This is a genomic window from Methylobacterium sp. GC_Met_2, assembly GCF_026540795.1.
In the GTDB taxonomy this organism is placed as follows: Bacteria; Pseudomonadota; Alphaproteobacteria; order Rhizobiales; family Beijerinckiaceae; genus Methylobacterium.
This window is the reverse complement of sequence record NZ_JALNUM010000001.1, coordinates 92582-107742: the sequence shown is the minus strand read 5'-3', so window position 1 is coordinate 107742 and position 15161 is coordinate 92582. Positions and strand designations below refer to the sequence as shown.

Sequence of the window (15161 nt, the reverse complement as noted above, 5' to 3'; positions counted from 1 at the left end):
AGCCGTCCGAAACAGGCGCACTATAGGGCGAAGTGCTTGCCGGGTCTAAATGTGCTCCGCAAGCGGAGCCGGCGTGTTCATCGACCGGCGACGCGGGCGAGAAGGGCACCGGTCGCGTAGCCGTCCGCGGGCAGGCCCACGCTGATCTGATAGCGCCGCACCGCCTCGCGGAGCTTGGGCCCGGCGCGGCCATCCGCCGGACCATCATAGAAGCCCGCTGAGGCGAGGCCGGCCTGAAGCGCGCGCAATCCCGACCCGTCGAGGCCCGGCGCCGCAGGCCAGGACACGGCCAGCGGCGGACCGCCCCCGAGGCGATCAGCGAGATGGCCCACCGCCAGCGCGTAGGAATCAGAGGTGTTGTAGCCCCGGATCACCTCGAAATTGTCGGTGATCAGAAAAACCGGCGCTCCCAGCCCGCCCGGCAGGAACAGGCTGGCACGCCCCCGTGCCGGCAGCGGACTGCCATCCGTGCGTCGGACGCCCCGCTCCGCGAAGACCGAGAGGTCGTCGGTGTAGCGCGCCAGATCGAAGCCCTCCGGCAGGCGCACCTCGTATCCCCAGGACAGGGCCGGATCCCAGCCGAGATCCTTGAGATAGGCCGCGATGGAGGCGAGCGCGTCGGGCGCGCTGGTCCAGATGTCGCGATGGCCGTCGCCATCGAAATCGACCGCGTGCGCCAGATAGGTGGAGGGCAGGAACTGGACCTGACCCATGGCCCCCGCCCAGCTTCCGCTCATCCGCGCCGGGGTGATGTCTCCCCGCTGCAGGATGGTGAGTGCCGCCAGCAGCTCATCGCGGAACAATGTGCCCCGGTGGCCTGCCTGCGCCAGGGTCGCGAGGGCACGGATGGTCGGGACATCCCCCGCACTGGCGCCGAAATCCGATTCAATGCCCCAGATCGACAGCACCGCCGGGCCCGGCACGCCGTACCGCGCTTCGATTCCTCGGAGGGTCGAAGCCAGCGCGGCGGCCCGCGCACGGCCCCGGGCGATCCGTCCGGCCGAGGCCGCACCGACCAGATAGTCCCAGACCGGCCGGACGAACTCGCTTTGGCGACGCGTCCGCGCCAGGATCGCGGCATCCGGAGCCACGATTCCGCGAAAGGCCGCGTCGAAGGTCTGGGCTGTCACGCCCCTCGCGGCCGCGTCGGGGCGCAGGGCGTCGACGAAGGAATGGAACGCACTGTCGGCGCCCGCCTTGTCCTTCGCCCGCGCTACTCCGGGAGCGCAGAGGCCGGCCGCGAGTAACGCCCTGCGTGACAGCACCCCGGTCAGATCCGATTGCGCTTGGCGAGGCGATCCTCCCAGGCGAGCGCCTGACCCACGATGGCGTCGAGATCGTCGTGCTGCGGACGCCAGCCCAGCCGGTCCCGGATCAGCCCCGCCTCGGCCACGATCTGGGCCGGATCGCCGGGCCGCCGGGGACACAGCCGCACCGTGAAGTCGCGACCGGAAATCCGCTTCACCACCTCGATGACGTCGAGCACGGAGTAGCCACGCCCGTAACCGCAATTCAGCGTCAGGCTATCGCCGCCCGAGCGCAGATGATCGAGCGCAACCCGGTGCGCCTCGGCGAGGTCCGAGACCTGGATGTAGTCGCGCAGGCACGAGCCGTCCGGCGTCGGGTAGTCGGCGCCGTAGACGTCGAGCCGCTCGCGCTGACCGAGCGCCGCCTGCGTGGCGACTTTAATCAGATGGGTGGCGTTCGGCGTCGACTGCCCGGACCGGCCCTGGGGGTCGGCGCCCGCGACGTTGAAGTAGCGCAGGATCACGTAGGTGAAGTCGTGGGCCGCCGCCGCGTCAGCGATCATCCACTCGCTCATCAGCTTCGAGCGGCCATAGGGGTTGATCGGCTTCAGCGGCAGATCCTCGGGGACCGGCACGACCTCCGGTTCGCCGTAGACTGCCGCCGTCGAGGAGAAGATCACATGGCGTACGCCGGCGCGGACCGCGGCCTCGATCAGCGAACGGGTCTTCACGGTGTTGGCGAGGTAGTAGCCGAGCGGGTCCGACACGGATTCCGGGACCACGATCTTGGCCGCGAAATGGGCCAGCGCGTCGATCCGATGCTGCAGGATGGTCTGCGTGACGAGAGCTTGGTCCGCCACGTCGCCCACCACGAGCTTGACGCCTTCCGGCACGGCCCAGTCGAAGCCGGTCGAGAGATCGTCGAGAACCACGACCTCCTCGTGGCCGGCGTCGAGCAGCGCCAAAACCATGTGGCTGCCGATATATCCGGCACCGCCCGTTACTAGGACCGCCATGTCACCCCCTCGATGCCGCCGCCATTAGGGCCGTGCCCGATCGCATTGCAATCACGAGCGGCTCTAAACCTCTATTTTGACGCGCTCTTGCGCCGAACCTCGGTCCTCTTTGGCGGAGAGCCCTTTAAGCCTGCTTACGTGGTTGCAGACGCTATATTTACGGCACACTGCCCCATACTATCCACATTGGGGTCTTGCGACGCGCCGCATTAGCCTGTCTCACTGCGGCGCCCGCCGGAACCGTGGGCCCGCTCCGGCCTGGGGCGCGTCCAGCCAGACGTTCTTTATCGTTGTTCACGTCGTTTCATTCAGTCCTTGGGGTTACCGATCGATGAAACCGATCCGCAAGGCCGTCCTGCCCGTCGCAGGCCTGGGCACGCGCTTCCTGCCAGCGACCAAGGCGGTCCCGAAGGAAATGCTTACGGTCGTCGACCGGCCGGTCGTTCAGCACGTCGTCGATGAGGCCCGGGAAGCCGGCATCGAACATTTCGTCTTCGTGACCGGACGCGGCAAGGCGGTCATCGAAGACCATTTCGATATTGCCTACGAACTCGATCGCACCCTTCAGGAGCGCGGCAAGACGGCCGCCTACGAGGATCTCAAGAAGGATCTGCTGAAGGCGGGGCAAACGAGCTTCACCCGCCAGCAGGCGCCCCTCGGGTTGGGCCACGCGGTGTGGTGCGCCCGCGAGATCATTGGCGACGAACCCTTCGCGGTGCTGCTGCCGGACATGCTGAGCCGGGGCTGCATGCAACAGATGCTGGCGACCTACGAGCGCCACGGCGGCAACGTCATCGCGGTCGAGGAAGTCCCCCCTGAGGAGACGCATCAGTACGGGATCGTCAGCGTCGGCGAGACCTTCGGCCAGTCCTTCCGGATCACCGGCATGGTCGAGAAGCCCAAGCAGGGCACCGCGCCATCGAATTACATCATCTCCGGGCGCTACATCCTGCAGCCTGAGATCTTCGGCATTCTTGAGCACGGCAAGAAGGGCGCGGGCGGCGAGATCCAGCTCACGGATGCCATGATCGACCTGATGGGGACGCAGGATTTCTTCGGCATGCGTTACGAGGGCCGGACCTACGACACCGGATCCAAGCTCGGCTTCTTGGTTGCGAACCTCGCCTATGCCCTGGAGCGTAAGGACTTGGCGGATCCGCTCAAGGCCGAGATCGCCAAGCTCCTCAAGGAACACGGCTGACCGAGCCCAGTACCAGCTCTCCCGCGATCCGGTTCCTGGTCCATCGCGGGAGGCAGGTATGCGCCGGATGCGGCCCACTCCGCGATTTAATCCTTGCGTCTTGTGCGCCGCACTTTATTTTGTGCGTTGCGAAATCGCGATGGCGTCGCGGTCTCGCAGCCCTTCTTGGGCGTTTCCTCCCTAGACTTCGGGCCGCTCCTTCGGGAGTGGCCTTTTTTGTTTTACGCTGGCCGTCGTGCTGATGGATCCTCGCACTGCCGAGGGAGCGCGTTATTCGGCTGCCATCCGGCGGGGCGTCAGATCACCGAGATCGGACGCGACAACCGTGATGATGGCCCGCAGTGAATCCGACAGCCCTTGAAACCCTGCATGCGTCGCGAGGCTGTTCTCGTTCATGTAGAGCGCGCGATTGAGCTCGATCTGCAGTGCATGACGTCCGAGGTTCGGCTCGCCGTAATGCTCGGTGATGAAGCCGCCCGCGTAGGGCTTGTTGCGCACCACGCGAAAGCCCCGGGCGCGGAAGGCAGCTTCGAACCGGTCGATGAGCGCGGGCGCGCAGGCCGTGCCGAAGCGGTCTCCGAGCACGACGTCGGCCTTCATCTCCGCGTCGCGCCCCAGGCTCGATGACGGCATGGAATGGCAGTCGATCAGCACGCAATGACCGTGGTGCTTGGCGGTGCGCTGGAGCAGGCTGCGCAGAAGCCGGTGATACGGCTTGTACAGCCCCTCGATCCGCGCCGTCGCCTCCTCGACCGGGAGCCGCCGGGCGTAGATCTCCTGACCGTCGGCGACGACGCGCGGAACCGTCCCCAGCCCGCCCGCAACGCGCATCGAGCGGGTGTTGGCGAAGGGCGGCAGCCGCCCGTCGAACATCCGCGGGTCGAGCTCGAACGGCTCGCGATTCACATCCAGGAAGGCGCGCGGAAAATTGGCCCGCAGCAGCGGCGCACCGAGTTCGACCACGGGCGCGAACAGGCGCTCGACATGTGCGTCCTCCGACCGGCGCAGGGCCAGGGCGTCGAGGCGCGACGCTGCGATGAAATGCGGGGGGTAGACGGCCCCGGAATGACCGGTATTGAAGACGAAGGGCAGGGTATGCGCCGCGGGTTCGTCCACTGCATAGGGCGGCGCAAATCCGAAGGCGTCTGGCTTGACCGATTCGGAAGCGCTCATCGATGCGTGGACAACCCGGCGGTGGAAGGAGCACGGCAGATCCGCACTGTGGTGCGCGTTCGCTCGCCTGTCCACTCCGCGCCGTCGGTCGCACTTGCAATCGGCGACACGGGCGGCGTGTCGTTCGCCGACAATCCTAACACCTTGTTTACCATCCCGTCCCTTTATGGGATCAACACCACGATACGAAGGCTCGGATCCGGCCGATGAAAATCCTGCTGGCGGAAGACGACAACGACATGCGCCGGTTTCTGGCCAAGGCGTTGCAGAATGCGGGCTACGACGTCCTGTCCTTCGACAACGGGCTCTCGGCCTACAACCGGCTGCGCGAGGAGCCGTTCGAGCTGCTGCTGACCGATATCGTGATGCCCGAGATGGACGGCATCGAGCTGGCGCGGCGCGCCACCGAACTCGATCCCGACATCAAGGTCATGTTCATCACCGGCTTCGCGGCCGTGGCGCTGAACCCCGATTCCAAGGCGCCGAAGGATGCGAAGGTCCTGTCGAAGCCGTTCCATCTGCGCGACCTCGTCAACGAGGTCGAGAAGCTTCTGGCGGCCTGACGGATATCCGGATCGGCCGGATGTCCGGTCGAGACGGATTAAGCCTGTGACCGAGCGGACATAGGCAATTCGGCCCGCGCTCACCTATATGTCGGGTGGTCACGCGCGGGACTTCGAACGCCATGCAGCCGGTCACCATCTACACCACGGCGTGGTGTCCCTATTGTTCGGCGGCCAAGAGCCTGCTGAAGCAGAAAGGCGTCTCCTTTCAGGAGATCGATGTCGAGCGCATTCAGGGCGCCCGCGCCACCATGGTCGGCAAGTCCGGCGGCCGGACCAGCGTGCCCCAGATCTTCGTGGGCGCCACGCATGTCGGCGGTTGCGATGACCTCTATGCCCTCGACCGGGCCGGCAAGCTCGATCCGCTCCTGAAAGACACCGCCGATGCGTGAGGCCCGATTCACGGTGGCCTGCGTCCAGATGCGCTCGGGCCGCGACCCGGGCACGAACCGCGACGCGGCTGTCGCGGGCGTGCGCGATGCGGCCGCCCGGGGCGCGGCCTACGTGCAGACGCCGGAGATGACGTCCCTGGTGGAGCGGAGCCGCGAGCGCCTGTTCGCGAACGTCACCACCGAGGATCGGGATCCGACGCTGGCAGCCTTGCGTCAGGCCGCGCGGGAGACCGGTACGGTGGTGCAGGTCGGCTCCATCGCGGTGCGGTCCGGCGACAGGATCGCCAACCGCGCCTACCTGATCGACGCGGAGGGCGCGATCGTCGCAGCCTACGACAAGCTGCATCTGTTCGATGTCGATCTGCCCAGCGGTGAGCGCTGGCGCGAATCAGCGACGTATACGGGCGGCGCCTGTGCGGTGGTCGCCGAAACGTCGCTGGCCACGATCGGCCTGACGATCTGCTACGACATCCGCTTCCCTGGCCTGTACCGTGCCCTCGCGGAGGCGGGGGCCGAGGTGCTGACCGCGCCGGCCTGTTTCACCCGTCAGACGGGTGCGGCGCACTGGCACGTCTTGCAGCGGGCGCGGGCGATCGAGACCGGTGCCTTCGTGATCTCGGCGGCGCAGGGCGGCGTCCACGAGGATGGGCGCGAGACCTTCGGCCATTCGCTTATCGTCGATCCCTGGGGACGCATCCTCGCCGACGCGGGCGGGGACGAGCCCGGCCTTATCCTGGCGGAGATCGACCTTGCGCAGGTCGCCGATGCCCGGGCGCGAATCCCGTCGCTGAAGCACGGGCGCGCGTTCACCGTCGAGCGGGTCGGCCGGCCGGTCGAAGCGGTACAATAGACACCCAAAGAAAAAGAATGATCCGGTACAGTCTCGTCTGCGAGGCCGGACACGGCTTCGAGAGCTGGTTCCCGTCCTCCGATTCCTTTGACACCCAAGTGGCGCGCGGCCTCGTGGCCTGCCCGGTCTGCGACAGCAGCGCGGTCGGCAAGGCCCTGATGGTGCCGAGTATCGCGCGTACCGACCGGGGACCGGTCGTGCGTCCGGCGCAGGCCGAGGCTCCCGTGGCCCTGATCGCCGAGCCTGAGCGGCAGGTCCGGGCGATGTTGAAGGCCCTGCGCGAACACGTCGTGTCGAATTCCGAGCATGTCGGCCCTCGCTTCCCCGAGGAGGCGCGCAGGATCCATTACGGCGAGGCGGAGGGCCGCTCGATCTACGGTGAGGCCAGTCCCGCCGAGGCGCGTGCCCTGATCGATGAGGGGATCGAAGTCGCCGCGATTCCGATCCTGCCGGACGATCGCAACTAGGACATCGGCCCGACGGACAAGAGCCGGATCGACGACCGCGACTTCGATCCGTTCAGCGCCGCACCGCGGCGGTTCCCGCCAGGGAGGCCAGCAGGAACGCCACAAGAGCATTCCAGCCCGCCAGCGAAACCCCGAGCACCCGCAAAGCCGCCACCGAGCAATCCACCACCTTGGTGGTCTGCAGGGCGTTCAGGAAGTCGCCGACCTGGCCCGGGTTGGCACCCGTTCCCCCGCCGCAATCGGTCGGCCCCGGCCAGAAGCCCCATTCGGCGCCCGCGTGGTAGACGCCGATGCCGGCACTGTAGAGCAGGCCGAGGGCGGCGAGCCCGAGGGCGATCCGCGCGAGGCGTTCCGGGGCGAACAGCGCGATGAGACCGAGCGGCAAGGCCGCGTAATACGGCAGGCGCTCGGTCAGGCACAGCTTGCAGGGCGCATAACCGTATCCGTACTGCATCAACAGCACGGCCGCGAGGGTCGCGGCGGACAGGATCGCCAGCCACAGGCCGGCGGTTTTAAGACGAAGCGCGGCCGCCGTATTCATGGCTACAGGATCACCTTGAACAGCAGGAACCCGAGGACGATCAGCGCGACCGAGATCGCCACGACCGCGTTGAGATGCCGATCGAGGACGCCGCGGATCTGGACACCGTAGCGACCGAGCAGCCCGGCCAGGATGAAGAACCGGGCGCCACGGGTGATGACCGACAGGACGAAAAACCAGAACAGAGAGTAATGGGCGAAGCCCGACGTGATCGTGACGAGCTTGTAGGGGATCGGCGTCAGTCCCTTCAGCAGGATCACCCAATGCCCGTACCGGGCGTAGGAATCCTGGAAGGTCGCGGCCGAATTCTGCAGGCCGTAGAGGCGGATCAGCCATTCCCCGACGGAATCGAACAGTAGGGCGCCGATCGCGTAGCCGACGAGGCCGCCCAGGACCGACGCGACGGTCGCGATGGTGGCGTAGAGCCAGACCCGGTCAGGTCGGCTGACCGCCATCGGTACCAGCATCGCGTCCGGCGGCACGGGGAAGAACGAACTTTCGGCGAAAGCCACGGCGCCGAGCGCGTAGGGCGCGGAGGGCCTGACGCTGAGGGCCAGGATCCACGCATAGAGCCGGCGGAGCATTCGATCTCCCGAACTGAGTAAACGGCTGCCCTTTGAGCATAGGTGCCACGCCTTGGCCAGATCGCCGGCGCGCGCGAAAAATACGCTTGGCCGGCACAGGGGACCTGTGCGAAGAGCGCCGTGCACGCGGGTATGGCGGAATTGGTAGACGCGGGCGACTCAAAATCGCCAGCCGCAAGGCGTGGGGGTTCGATTCCCTCTACCCGCACCAGTCGGCCGAGCGTCCGCTCCTCTTCGCGCATTCTGTCGCTGGGACGCCCCAACTGGCAGGTGCGATGGATCGGGTCCGGCCCGGTCAGTCTGTCAGGGACGCCGCGTCGCGATGTCCCCGATCGGGGCTGCCCTATCTGGATTGAGACGCGGCCAGCCAAGCCGCTCCGCAGACAGGGCAGGGCCGTGAGCGACCGTCGAAGCGTGGCGATCCTAGGGGCCGGCATGGCCGGAGCCGCGGCGGCATGCAGGCTGGCGGAGGCCGGACTGAGCGTGCAAGTGTTCGACAAGGGACGCGCCATCGGCGGACGAATGGCGACCCGTCGGCACGGGTCGATGCAATTCGACCACGGTGCCCAGTTCATGCGGGCGCACGGGCCCGCCTTCGAAGCACAACTCGAAGATTGGGAGCGACGTGGCATCGCGGCGCCCTGGGCGGGTGGCGGGCGTCACGTGGGCGTGCCCGATATGACCGCGCCGGTGAGGGATCTCCTGGCCGAGATTCCCGTCGCGAGCGAGACGACGGTCGCGCGGATCCGCCGGAGCGGAACGACATGGCAGGTCGAGGCCGCCGCGGACGCGATCCATGGTCCGTTCGACGCTGTGGCGATCACCTTCCCAGCACCGCAGGTGAAAGGCCTGCTGGACGCATCCGGATACGCCCTTCCGGGCGTCGAGCGCGCGGCCTACGCCCCGTGCTGGTCGCTGATGGTCGCCGCAGAGGGTGCGATGATCGAGGCTCTGATCGAACCGCGGGCGGATCCGATCGGGTTGATCGCGGCGGACGGGTCGAAGCCTAACCGCGCCATCGGCGACCGGCTGACGATCCACGCGACGGCGGATTGGTCGCGCGATCATCTCGAGGAGCCGAAGGAGGCGATCATCGCCACGCTGCTCCAGGCGGCCGAGCGCCATCTCGGCACGGCCTTGCGTTCGACTTATGTTGAGGCCCACCGCTGGCGCTACGCCCAGGTCGAGCGCCGGCTGGGAATGCGCAACCTTTACGATCCGGTCCTGCGGCTCGGCGCGGCCGGCGACTGGTGCCTCGGGGCGCGGATCGAGGCGGCCTATGACAGCGGATCGGCGCTGGCCGGGGCCATCCTGGCCGATCTCGGCGCCGGGGCATGATTCCGCCGATTGCCTTCCATCCTGCCTACGAGGCCAGCCTGCCCGCCGGTCACCGCTTCCCGATGCGGAAATACGGATTGCTGGCCGAGACGCTGATCGCCAGGGGGCTCGCGCCGTTGGGCTTCGTGACGCCCGAGCCGGCCAGCGCGGAGATCCTGCTCCGGGCCCACGATCCGGCTTACGTGGAGGCGGTCCTTACCTGCTCCGTGTCCCGGGACATCGAGAAGGCGATCGGGCTTCCGGTTGATGCCGCAATCGTCCGGCGCTCGCGCAGCTCCGTGGGCGGGACCTTGCTGGCCGCACGGCTGGCGCTTGCGGAGGGGCTCGCGGGCAGCGCCGCGGGCGGTAGCCACCACGCCCGCCGGCAGCAGGGGGCCGGCTTCTGCGTGCTCAACGACGTGGCGGTGGCGGCCCGGACGCTTCAGGCCGAGGGGCAGGTGCGGCGCGCCCTGGTGGTCGACCTCGACGTCCATCAGGGGGACGGCACGGCCGATTGCCTAGCCCTGTGCCCCGACCTGTTCACGCTCTCCATTCACTGTGAGAACAACTACCCGTCCCAGAAGATCGCCGGCGACCTGGATATCGGCCTGCCGGACCGGCTCGGTGACGAAGCGTACCTCGCCGTGCTGCGCGCCCGCCTGCCGCAATTGCTCGATGCGTTCCAGCCGGATCTCGTCTTCTACAATGCCGGCGTCGACCCGCATGAGGATGACCGGCTGGGCCGGCTCTGCCTGACCGACGATGGCCTGCTGGCCCGGGACCGGTTTGTCGTGGCTCAGGCCCGAGCCCGGAGAATTCCCATCGTCGCGGTGATCGGTGGCGGCTACGCGACGGATGTCGAGGCCCTGGCCAAGCGCCACGCCCTCGTCTTCGAAGCCCTGGCCGCAGAGGCCTCAGGCGCGTCGCACGGCCGATGATGCACTGCCGCATCAGTGTTGGACGAAGCGGGCTGATCCGGTGACGTGGTAAGGTTTGCGCAAGCCTCGCAGCACAAGTTGCCAGAACTGCGGATGGGCTGCGCCACACATCCGCACTCCGCAATCGGTCGCCGTTGAGGTTGGGTCCATGCTTGCGCGGGTCTGGGACGTGCTGAAGGCGACGCTGGCTGTGGCAGCCCTGATCGCTGCCGCCCTCGTATCGGCCGACAAGCTCGACCGGCAACGGGCGCAACCGGCGATCGCCGTCGTGGCCGGCGAACCGGTGATTACCGGCGCCATCGCCCCCGGCGCGCGTCCCTGAACAAGAGTCGTCGCGCGGATTTGCGGGTCGTTCAGCCCTACCAGCCGTTGATCCGCGGCCAGATCGCGCCGGTGAGACGGCCGCCCGCCATGGCGTGATAGCGGTCATGCTGCGCCCCCGTGGCGCAGGCGTGATTGGGCAGGATGCGCAGGCGCGCACCGACCGGAAGATCGGGCAGGACGGCCGTCGAGCCTTTCCGCAGGGCCACGATTCCGTGCTCCTGATTGGCGTCGGCGACGATCAGGTCTGGATAGGGCTGGCCGGTGCGATCGCATGCAAGGCCATAGCCCTGGTCGACCGCCTGCCGGGCCGTACCCCGATCGCGTGACAACGCCATCCAGCCGGCATCGGTGATGATCCAGCCCTTCTCCCGCTGGTGGCCGATCACCGTAGCCAGGACGGTGAGCGCGATGTCCGACACCGTGCAGGAGCCGACGCCGGCCTGGAACAAGTCTCCGATCATGAAGACGCCGGCGCGAACCTCGGTGATGCCCTCCAGGGTCTCGGCGTACCGCGCTGTCGGGGTGGAGCCGACGCTGACCACCGGGCAGGGCAGGCCTGCGTCCCGGAGCGATGCCGCCGCCATCACCGCGGCTACGCGCTCGGCCTCGGCGGCGGCCCGGAGCGCGTCCGGCTCGCTCAGCCCATAGCTGTCGCCGGCGTGCAGCAGAACGCCGCGCAGGCTGGCCTCCCCGGCGAGGACGCGACCGATCGCGACGAGCGTTTCCGAATCCTGCGGTTTCACACCGGAGCGGTGACCATCCGCGTCGACCTCGATCAGCACCGGGAGGCGGTCGCCGGTGCGACGGCTCCAGGCCGCCACGGCCTCCGCCTGATCGCGCGAGTCGAGGATGATCGCGAGATCGGTCTGCCAATGCCGCCGGATCCAGCCGACCCGTTCGAGCTTCTGCGGCGCGATCCCGACCGCGTAGATCATGTCCCGGACGCCGCCCTCGGCGAAGTACTCGGCCTCGCGAAGTGTGGAGACGGTCGCAGGACCGGCCTCACTCGCCATGGCGATCCGGGCGACGTCGCGGGACTTGGTGGTCTTGAGATGCGGGCGCAGGGCCACGCCGAGCCCATCGAGCCGCGCACGCAGGGTGGCGACGTTGGCTTTCAGCCGATCGGCGTCGAGGAGGAGGCAGGGCGTCTCGATGAGGTCGAGCCCGTCATCCTCGACCGATACCGCGATCTCATCCGCCATCACGCCGCTCCCAATTGCCCAGGGACGGCTGTCTGATAGGCGTTTGCCGGCGCGGGTCCAAGATGGACTGGCCGCAGACCTCGCTCCGGGCAGAACGCGTCAGGCGGATGTCCGCACCGCCGCCACGAAGGCCGCCGCATCGCGCGCGACATCGGCCGCCGCCTTACCGGGACGGTAAAGGTACGAGCCAAGGCCAAAGCCATCGGCGCTCGCCGCGCGCCATGCGGCGATGCCCTCGGGCGTCACGCCGCCGACGGCGAGGACACGTGTCCCCGGGGGAAGCACGGCCCGGTGGGCCCGCAAAGCCGCCGACGAGGCGACATCCGCCGGAAACAGTTTCAGCGCGGTCGCGCCGGCCGCGAGCGCCGTGAAGGCTTCGCTCGGCGTCTGGTATCCGGGCAGGGAGACGAGGCCGAGAGCACGGGTCGCGCGGATCACCGCCGCATCCACGTTGGGCGAGACGATCAGGCTGCCGCCCGCCGCCTGGACCGCCTCGACCTGCGCGGGTTCGAGGACGGTGCCGGCGCCGACAAGGGCGCGCCCGGCCAAGCGCTCCGCCAGAATCGCGATGCTGCGCAGCGGATCGGGCGAGTTGAGCGGCACCTCGATCAGCGTGAAGCCCGCATCCACGAGGGCATCGCCCACCGCGGGCGCCTCCTCCGGCGTCAAACCTCGCAGGATCGCGACCAGCGGGCAGGCGGCGAAGGCCGCTTCGAATCGTTCGGGGACCGTCATGCGTTCAGGCTCCAGAGGGCGTGGATACCGGCCGTGGTCGATCCGTCCGGCACGGTGACGGACGTCCCGCCGAACTCCGCGATGGCGACACGATAGAGTTCGGTTAGGGCTCCACCGCCCAGCAGATGGACCGGTCGGCGGCTCAGGTCGTCCCGGATCGCGACATCTGCGCCGATCAGCACGCCGCTGGCATAGGCCGCCGCCTCGGACGGCTCGAGCCGGTCGAGTAGCAGCCCAGCCCGGACCTCGAACAGGGTCGCAGCGAGATTGCCGGACGCGATCCCCCGGCGAAGGCCGCGCCGGAACGGGGCCCCGTCCGAGACGACCCCATCGAGCATGCCGGCGAGGATCCCGTGGGTTCGCAGCAGGGCGAAGAGTTCGCCGGTCATCACCGTGGTGAAATTCGTGATGGCACCGTCGATCGTCTCGATCCATTTGTTGTGTGTGCCGGGCTGGCAGAACAGGGCGGTCGCCGGTGCGGCGCCTGCGTGGATCGCGCCCAGCACCTGGATCTCTTCGCCCCGCATCACGTCGGGTCGCCGGCCGTCGCGCAGGGCGACGCCGGGAACGATGCGCACGCCCGGCGCGGCCTCCCGACAGGATTCGGCTAGCCGGTCCAGCGTGGCGGGCGCATCGACGTAAGGCGCCTCGCACCAACCGCGGCTGGATCCCACCATGCCGACCGCGATGACCGATTCCGCGCCCAGGCGCGCGCGCAACGCCGCGATCTCGGCCGGGTACGCGTCCCGCGCGAGGCTCAGCACGCCGCGATCGTCCCGGAGGGAATGGAGCACCGTACCATCCGGCGCCACCGCGTAGGCGCGCCGGTTGGTGGTGCCCCAATCGACCGCGATGTAGGCCGCGTGACGGGCCATGCGTTCTCCTCACGCTGCAGCAGCAGATTTGTCTGAGTTATTAGCGCTCGTCGGCTTGGTCAAGCTTCGGCCGGTCCGGCCGCCGACACGAGACACCGATATACCAGCCGGGGATTGTCGCGTTGCGCCGCGCGTTTGCGATGGACGGACCCGCTGCGCTTCGGCGATATGGCGGCAAGATTCAAAACAAGAATTAAAACTTGGGAGGAACGTGCTTGGCACGGGACGTGATCCTGGCGACTGACGGCCTGACGATGGAATTCCGCGGCTTCCGCGCCGTGAACGGCGTGGCGTTGCAGGTGGAGCGCGGGACGATCCACGCGCTCATCGGGCCGAACGGGGCCGGCAAGACCACCTGCTTCAACCTGCTGACCAAGTTCCTGATCCCAACCGCCGGCACGATCCGCTACAAGGATCGCGACATCACCGGCCTGAAGGCCGCCGACGTGGCTCGGCTGGGCCTCGTGCGCTCGTTTCAGATCTCGGCCGTCTTTCCCCACCTGACCGTGATGGAAAACGTCCGCATCGCCCTGCAACGGCGGCGGCGCGGCGATTCCTTCGATTTCTGGCGGGCCGAGCGGGTGTTGCGCGCGCTGAACGGTGAGGCGCTCGCTCTGGTCGAGGCCGTGGGCCTGTCGGACTTCGCGGATGTGCAGGCCGTCGAGCTGTCCTACGGCCGCAAACGCGCGCTGGAGATCGCCACCACGCTCGCCCTCGATCCCGAGATGCTGCTCCTCGACGAGCCGATGGCCGGTATGGGCCATGAGGACGTGGAGCGCACGGCGCAGCTCATCCGTCGGGTCTCGAAGGACCGGACCATTCTGATGGTGGAGCACAACCTGTCGGTGGTCGCGTCCCTGTCGGATCGCATCACCGTGCTGGCCCGCGGGCAGGTTCTTGCCGAGGGCGATTACGCCACCGTCTCCAAGGATTCCCGCGTGATCGAGGCTTATATCGGGGCCGGACATGCTTGAGGCGACCGCGAAGGCATACACGCCCGCCGCGGCAGCCGGCGCACTCCTCACCGTCCGCGGCCTGGAGGGCTGGTACGGCGAGAGTCACGTGCTCCACGGCATCGACATCGACGTGCGGACCGGAGAGGTGATCACGCTGCTCGGCCGCAACGGCGCCGGCAAGACCACGACGCTCCGGGCGATCATCGGCATCCTCGGCAAGCGCGCCGGCTCGATCGTCTACGACGGTGTCGAGACGGTCCGGATGGCGTCGCGCAACATCGCCCGCCTCGGCATCGGCTACGTGCCTGAGGAGCGCGGCATCTTCGCGAGCCTGACCGTCCACGAGAACCTGATGCTGCCGCCGCGGGTGAAGCCCGGCGGCATGACGGTGGCCGAGATCCATACGCTGTTCCCGAACCTGAAGGAGCGGGCCGGCAGCCAGGGCACCAAGCTCTCGGGCGGCGAGCAGCAGATGCTGGCGATCGGCCGGATCCTGCGCACCGGCGCCAAGCTGATCCTGCTCGACGAGCCGACCGAAGGTCTCGCGCCGGTCATCGTCCAGCAGATCGGCCGAACCATCCAGCAGTTGAAGGGGCAGGGATACACTATCATCCTGGTCGAACAGAACTTCCGCTTCGCACAGACCTTGGCGGACCGACATTTCGTGATCGAGCAGGGGCGGGTGGTCGACATGATCCCCAATGCCGAGCTAGACGCCAATATCGACAAGCTTCACGCCTATCTGGGCGTCTAAGCCTGTCCAAGAATACTGTCGAAGCG

Annotated in this window: 18 protein-coding genes and 1 tRNA gene; 11 read left to right on the top strand and 8 right to left on the bottom strand. The window is 68.0% G+C overall.

All coding sequences use genetic code 11. The annotated features are described in order from the left end of the window. Window positions 1-77 precede the first annotated feature (77 nt). Together OXS49_RS00560 and galE are read right to left on the bottom strand one after the other, a co-directional pair. Window positions 78-1265, bottom strand: coding sequence for a lytic murein transglycosylase (locus OXS49_RS00560; RefSeq protein ID WP_267420847.1), 1188 nt, complete (start codon window positions 1263-1265; stop codon window positions 78-80). A gap of 5 nt (window positions 1266-1270) precedes the next feature. Continuing rightward, entirely contained in the window at window positions 1271-2263 is a 993-nt protein-coding gene (galE, locus tag OXS49_RS00555; RefSeq protein ID WP_267420846.1) for a UDP-glucose 4-epimerase GalE, read from the bottom strand. 331 nt (window positions 2264-2594) lie between these two features. Here galE and OXS49_RS00550 point away from each other — a divergent pair, with 331 nt between their 5' ends. After that, the gene (locus OXS49_RS00550; RefSeq protein WP_267420845.1) at window positions 2595-3464 is read left to right on the top strand and encodes a UTP--glucose-1-phosphate uridylyltransferase; all 870 of its coding nucleotides are present in this window, start codon (window positions 2595-2597) and stop codon (window positions 3462-3464) included. A 270-nt stretch (window positions 3465-3734) separates the two neighbouring features. Here OXS49_RS00550 and OXS49_RS00545 read toward each other — a convergent pair whose 3' ends face one another. Then, window positions 3735-4637 (bottom strand): N-formylglutamate amidohydrolase, encoded by a 903-nt coding sequence (locus OXS49_RS00545; protein WP_244002857.1) that lies wholly within the window; start codon window positions 4635-4637, stop codon window positions 3735-3737. A 206-nt stretch (window positions 4638-4843) separates the two neighbouring features. Here OXS49_RS00545 and OXS49_RS00540 point away from each other — a divergent pair, with 206 nt between their 5' ends. The 4 genes from OXS49_RS00540 to OXS49_RS00525 all read left to right on the top strand — a co-directional run bounded on the left by OXS49_RS00540 (window position 4844) and on the right by OXS49_RS00525 (window position 6909). After that, complete coding sequence (locus OXS49_RS00540; RefSeq protein ID WP_003603128.1) at window positions 4844-5200, top strand: response regulator; 357 nt, start codon at window positions 4844-4846, stop codon at window positions 5198-5200. A 122-nt stretch (window positions 5201-5322) separates the two neighbouring features. Beyond that, a complete protein-coding gene (gene grxC / locus OXS49_RS00535) occupies window positions 5323-5592 on the top strand; it encodes a glutaredoxin 3 (protein WP_267420844.1) in 270 nt (89 codons plus the stop codon). After that, window positions 5585-6442, top strand: coding sequence for a carbon-nitrogen hydrolase family protein (locus tag OXS49_RS00530; RefSeq protein ID WP_267420843.1), 858 nt, complete (start codon window positions 5585-5587; stop codon window positions 6440-6442). The genes grxC and OXS49_RS00530 overlap by 8 nt, the downstream gene beginning before the upstream one ends. Window positions 6443-6459: 17 nt before the next feature. Further along, window positions 6460-6909, top strand: coding sequence for a DUF1178 family protein (locus OXS49_RS00525; protein ID WP_267420842.1), 450 nt, complete (start codon window positions 6460-6462; stop codon window positions 6907-6909). Between the two features lie 52 nt (window positions 6910-6961). Here OXS49_RS00525 and OXS49_RS00520 read toward each other — a convergent pair whose 3' ends face one another. After that, a complete protein-coding gene (locus tag OXS49_RS00520) occupies window positions 6962-7450 on the bottom strand; it encodes a disulfide bond formation protein B (RefSeq protein WP_267420841.1) in 489 nt (162 codons plus the stop codon). 2 nt (window positions 7451-7452) lie between these two features. Beyond that, window positions 7453-8034 (bottom strand): YqaA family protein, encoded by a 582-nt coding sequence (locus OXS49_RS00515; RefSeq protein ID WP_243921218.1) that lies wholly within the window; start codon window positions 8032-8034, stop codon window positions 7453-7455. Between the two features lie 126 nt (window positions 8035-8160). On the opposite strand from OXS49_RS00515, the gene OXS49_RS00510 reads away from it, so the two are divergent. The 4 genes from OXS49_RS00510 to OXS49_RS00495 all read left to right on the top strand — a co-directional run bounded on the left by OXS49_RS00510 (window position 8161) and on the right by OXS49_RS00495 (window position 10611). After that, a tRNA-Leu gene (locus OXS49_RS00510) sits at window positions 8161-8245 on the top strand. Between the two features lie 185 nt (window positions 8246-8430). Beyond that, window positions 8431-9372 (top strand): NAD(P)-binding protein, encoded by a 942-nt coding sequence (locus tag OXS49_RS00505; RefSeq protein ID WP_267420840.1) that lies wholly within the window; start codon window positions 8431-8433, stop codon window positions 9370-9372. After that, window positions 9369-10289 carry a histone deacetylase gene (locus OXS49_RS00500; RefSeq protein ID WP_267420839.1) on the top strand — a complete coding sequence of 307 codons (921 nt, stop codon included), beginning with the start codon at window positions 9369-9371 and terminating at the stop codon, window positions 10287-10289. Before OXS49_RS00505 ends, OXS49_RS00500 begins: the two co-directional genes overlap by 4 nt. Before the next feature lie 148 nt (window positions 10290-10437). Next, the gene (locus tag OXS49_RS00495) at window positions 10438-10611 is read left to right on the top strand and encodes a hypothetical protein (RefSeq protein ID WP_244002873.1); all 174 of its coding nucleotides are present in this window, start codon (window positions 10438-10440) and stop codon (window positions 10609-10611) included. Between the two features lie 37 nt (window positions 10612-10648). Here OXS49_RS00495 and OXS49_RS00490 read toward each other — a convergent pair whose 3' ends face one another. From OXS49_RS00490 to OXS49_RS00480, 3 genes are all read right to left on the bottom strand, one after another. After that, window positions 10649-11815, bottom strand: a complete 1167-nt coding sequence (locus tag OXS49_RS00490; RefSeq protein ID WP_244002875.1) for an alanine racemase — start codon at window positions 11813-11815, stop codon at window positions 10649-10651. 99 nt (window positions 11816-11914) lie between these two features. Then, window positions 11915-12550, bottom strand: coding sequence for a 2-dehydro-3-deoxy-6-phosphogalactonate aldolase (locus OXS49_RS00485; protein ID WP_267420836.1), 636 nt, complete (start codon window positions 12548-12550; stop codon window positions 11915-11917). Further along, entirely contained in the window at window positions 12547-13425 is an 879-nt protein-coding gene (locus tag OXS49_RS00480; RefSeq protein ID WP_267420834.1) for a 2-dehydro-3-deoxygalactonokinase, read from the bottom strand. Before OXS49_RS00480 ends, OXS49_RS00485 begins: the two co-directional genes overlap by 4 nt. A 215-nt stretch (window positions 13426-13640) precedes the next feature. On the opposite strand from OXS49_RS00480, the gene OXS49_RS00475 reads away from it, so the two are divergent. Both OXS49_RS00475 and OXS49_RS00470 read left to right on the top strand, forming a co-directional pair. Beyond that, window positions 13641-14399, top strand: coding sequence for an ABC transporter ATP-binding protein (locus OXS49_RS00475; protein WP_267420832.1), 759 nt, complete (start codon window positions 13641-13643; stop codon window positions 14397-14399). After that, a complete protein-coding gene (locus OXS49_RS00470; RefSeq protein WP_244002883.1) occupies window positions 14392-15135 on the top strand; it encodes an ABC transporter ATP-binding protein in 744 nt (247 codons plus the stop codon). Before OXS49_RS00475 ends, OXS49_RS00470 begins: the two co-directional genes overlap by 8 nt. The last annotated feature ends 26 nt before the right edge of the window (window positions 15136-15161 follow it).

Bases quoted from the DNA above. Each gene is read 5' to 3' on its own strand.
- OXS49_RS00480 (WP_267420834.1), bottom strand. From the start codon at position 13,425: ATGGCCCGTCACGCGGCCTACATCGCGGTCGATTGGGGCACCACCAAC.
- OXS49_RS00490 (WP_244002875.1), bottom strand. From the start codon at position 11,815: ATGGCGGATGAGATCGCGGTATCGGTCGAGGATGACGGGCTCGACCTC.
- OXS49_RS00485 (WP_267420836.1), bottom strand. From the start codon at position 12,550: ATGACGGTCCCCGAACGATTCGAAGCGGCCTTCGCCGCCTGCCCGCTG.
- OXS49_RS00540 (WP_003603128.1), top strand. From the start codon at position 4,844: ATGAAAATCCTGCTGGCGGAAGACGACAACGACATGCGCCGGTTTCTG.
- OXS49_RS00550 (WP_267420845.1), top strand. From the start codon at position 2,595: ATGAAACCGATCCGCAAGGCCGTCCTGCCCGTCGCAGGCCTGGGCACG.
- OXS49_RS00500 (WP_267420839.1), top strand. From the start codon at position 9,369: ATGATTCCGCCGATTGCCTTCCATCCTGCCTACGAGGCCAGCCTGCCC.
- OXS49_RS00495 (WP_244002873.1), top strand. From the start codon at position 10,438: ATGCTTGCGCGGGTCTGGGACGTGCTGAAGGCGACGCTGGCTGTGGCA.
- OXS49_RS00530 (WP_267420843.1), top strand. From the start codon at position 5,585: ATGCGTGAGGCCCGATTCACGGTGGCCTGCGTCCAGATGCGCTCGGGC.
- OXS49_RS00545 (WP_244002857.1), bottom strand. From the start codon at position 4,637: ATGAGCGCTTCCGAATCGGTCAAGCCAGACGCCTTCGGATTTGCGCCG.
- OXS49_RS00470 (WP_244002883.1), top strand. From the start codon at position 14,392: ATGCTTGAGGCGACCGCGAAGGCATACACGCCCGCCGCGGCAGCCGGC.
- OXS49_RS00525 (WP_267420842.1), top strand. From the start codon at position 6,460: ATGATCCGGTACAGTCTCGTCTGCGAGGCCGGACACGGCTTCGAGAGC.
- OXS49_RS00515 (WP_243921218.1), bottom strand. From the start codon at position 8,034: ATGCTCCGCCGGCTCTATGCGTGGATCCTGGCCCTCAGCGTCAGGCCC.
- galE (WP_267420846.1), bottom strand. From the start codon at position 2,263: ATGGCGGTCCTAGTAACGGGCGGTGCCGGATATATCGGCAGCCACATG.
- OXS49_RS00520 (WP_267420841.1), bottom strand. From the start codon at position 7,450: ATGAATACGGCGGCCGCGCTTCGTCTTAAAACCGCCGGCCTGTGGCTG.
- grxC (WP_267420844.1), top strand. From the start codon at position 5,323: ATGCAGCCGGTCACCATCTACACCACGGCGTGGTGTCCCTATTGTTCG.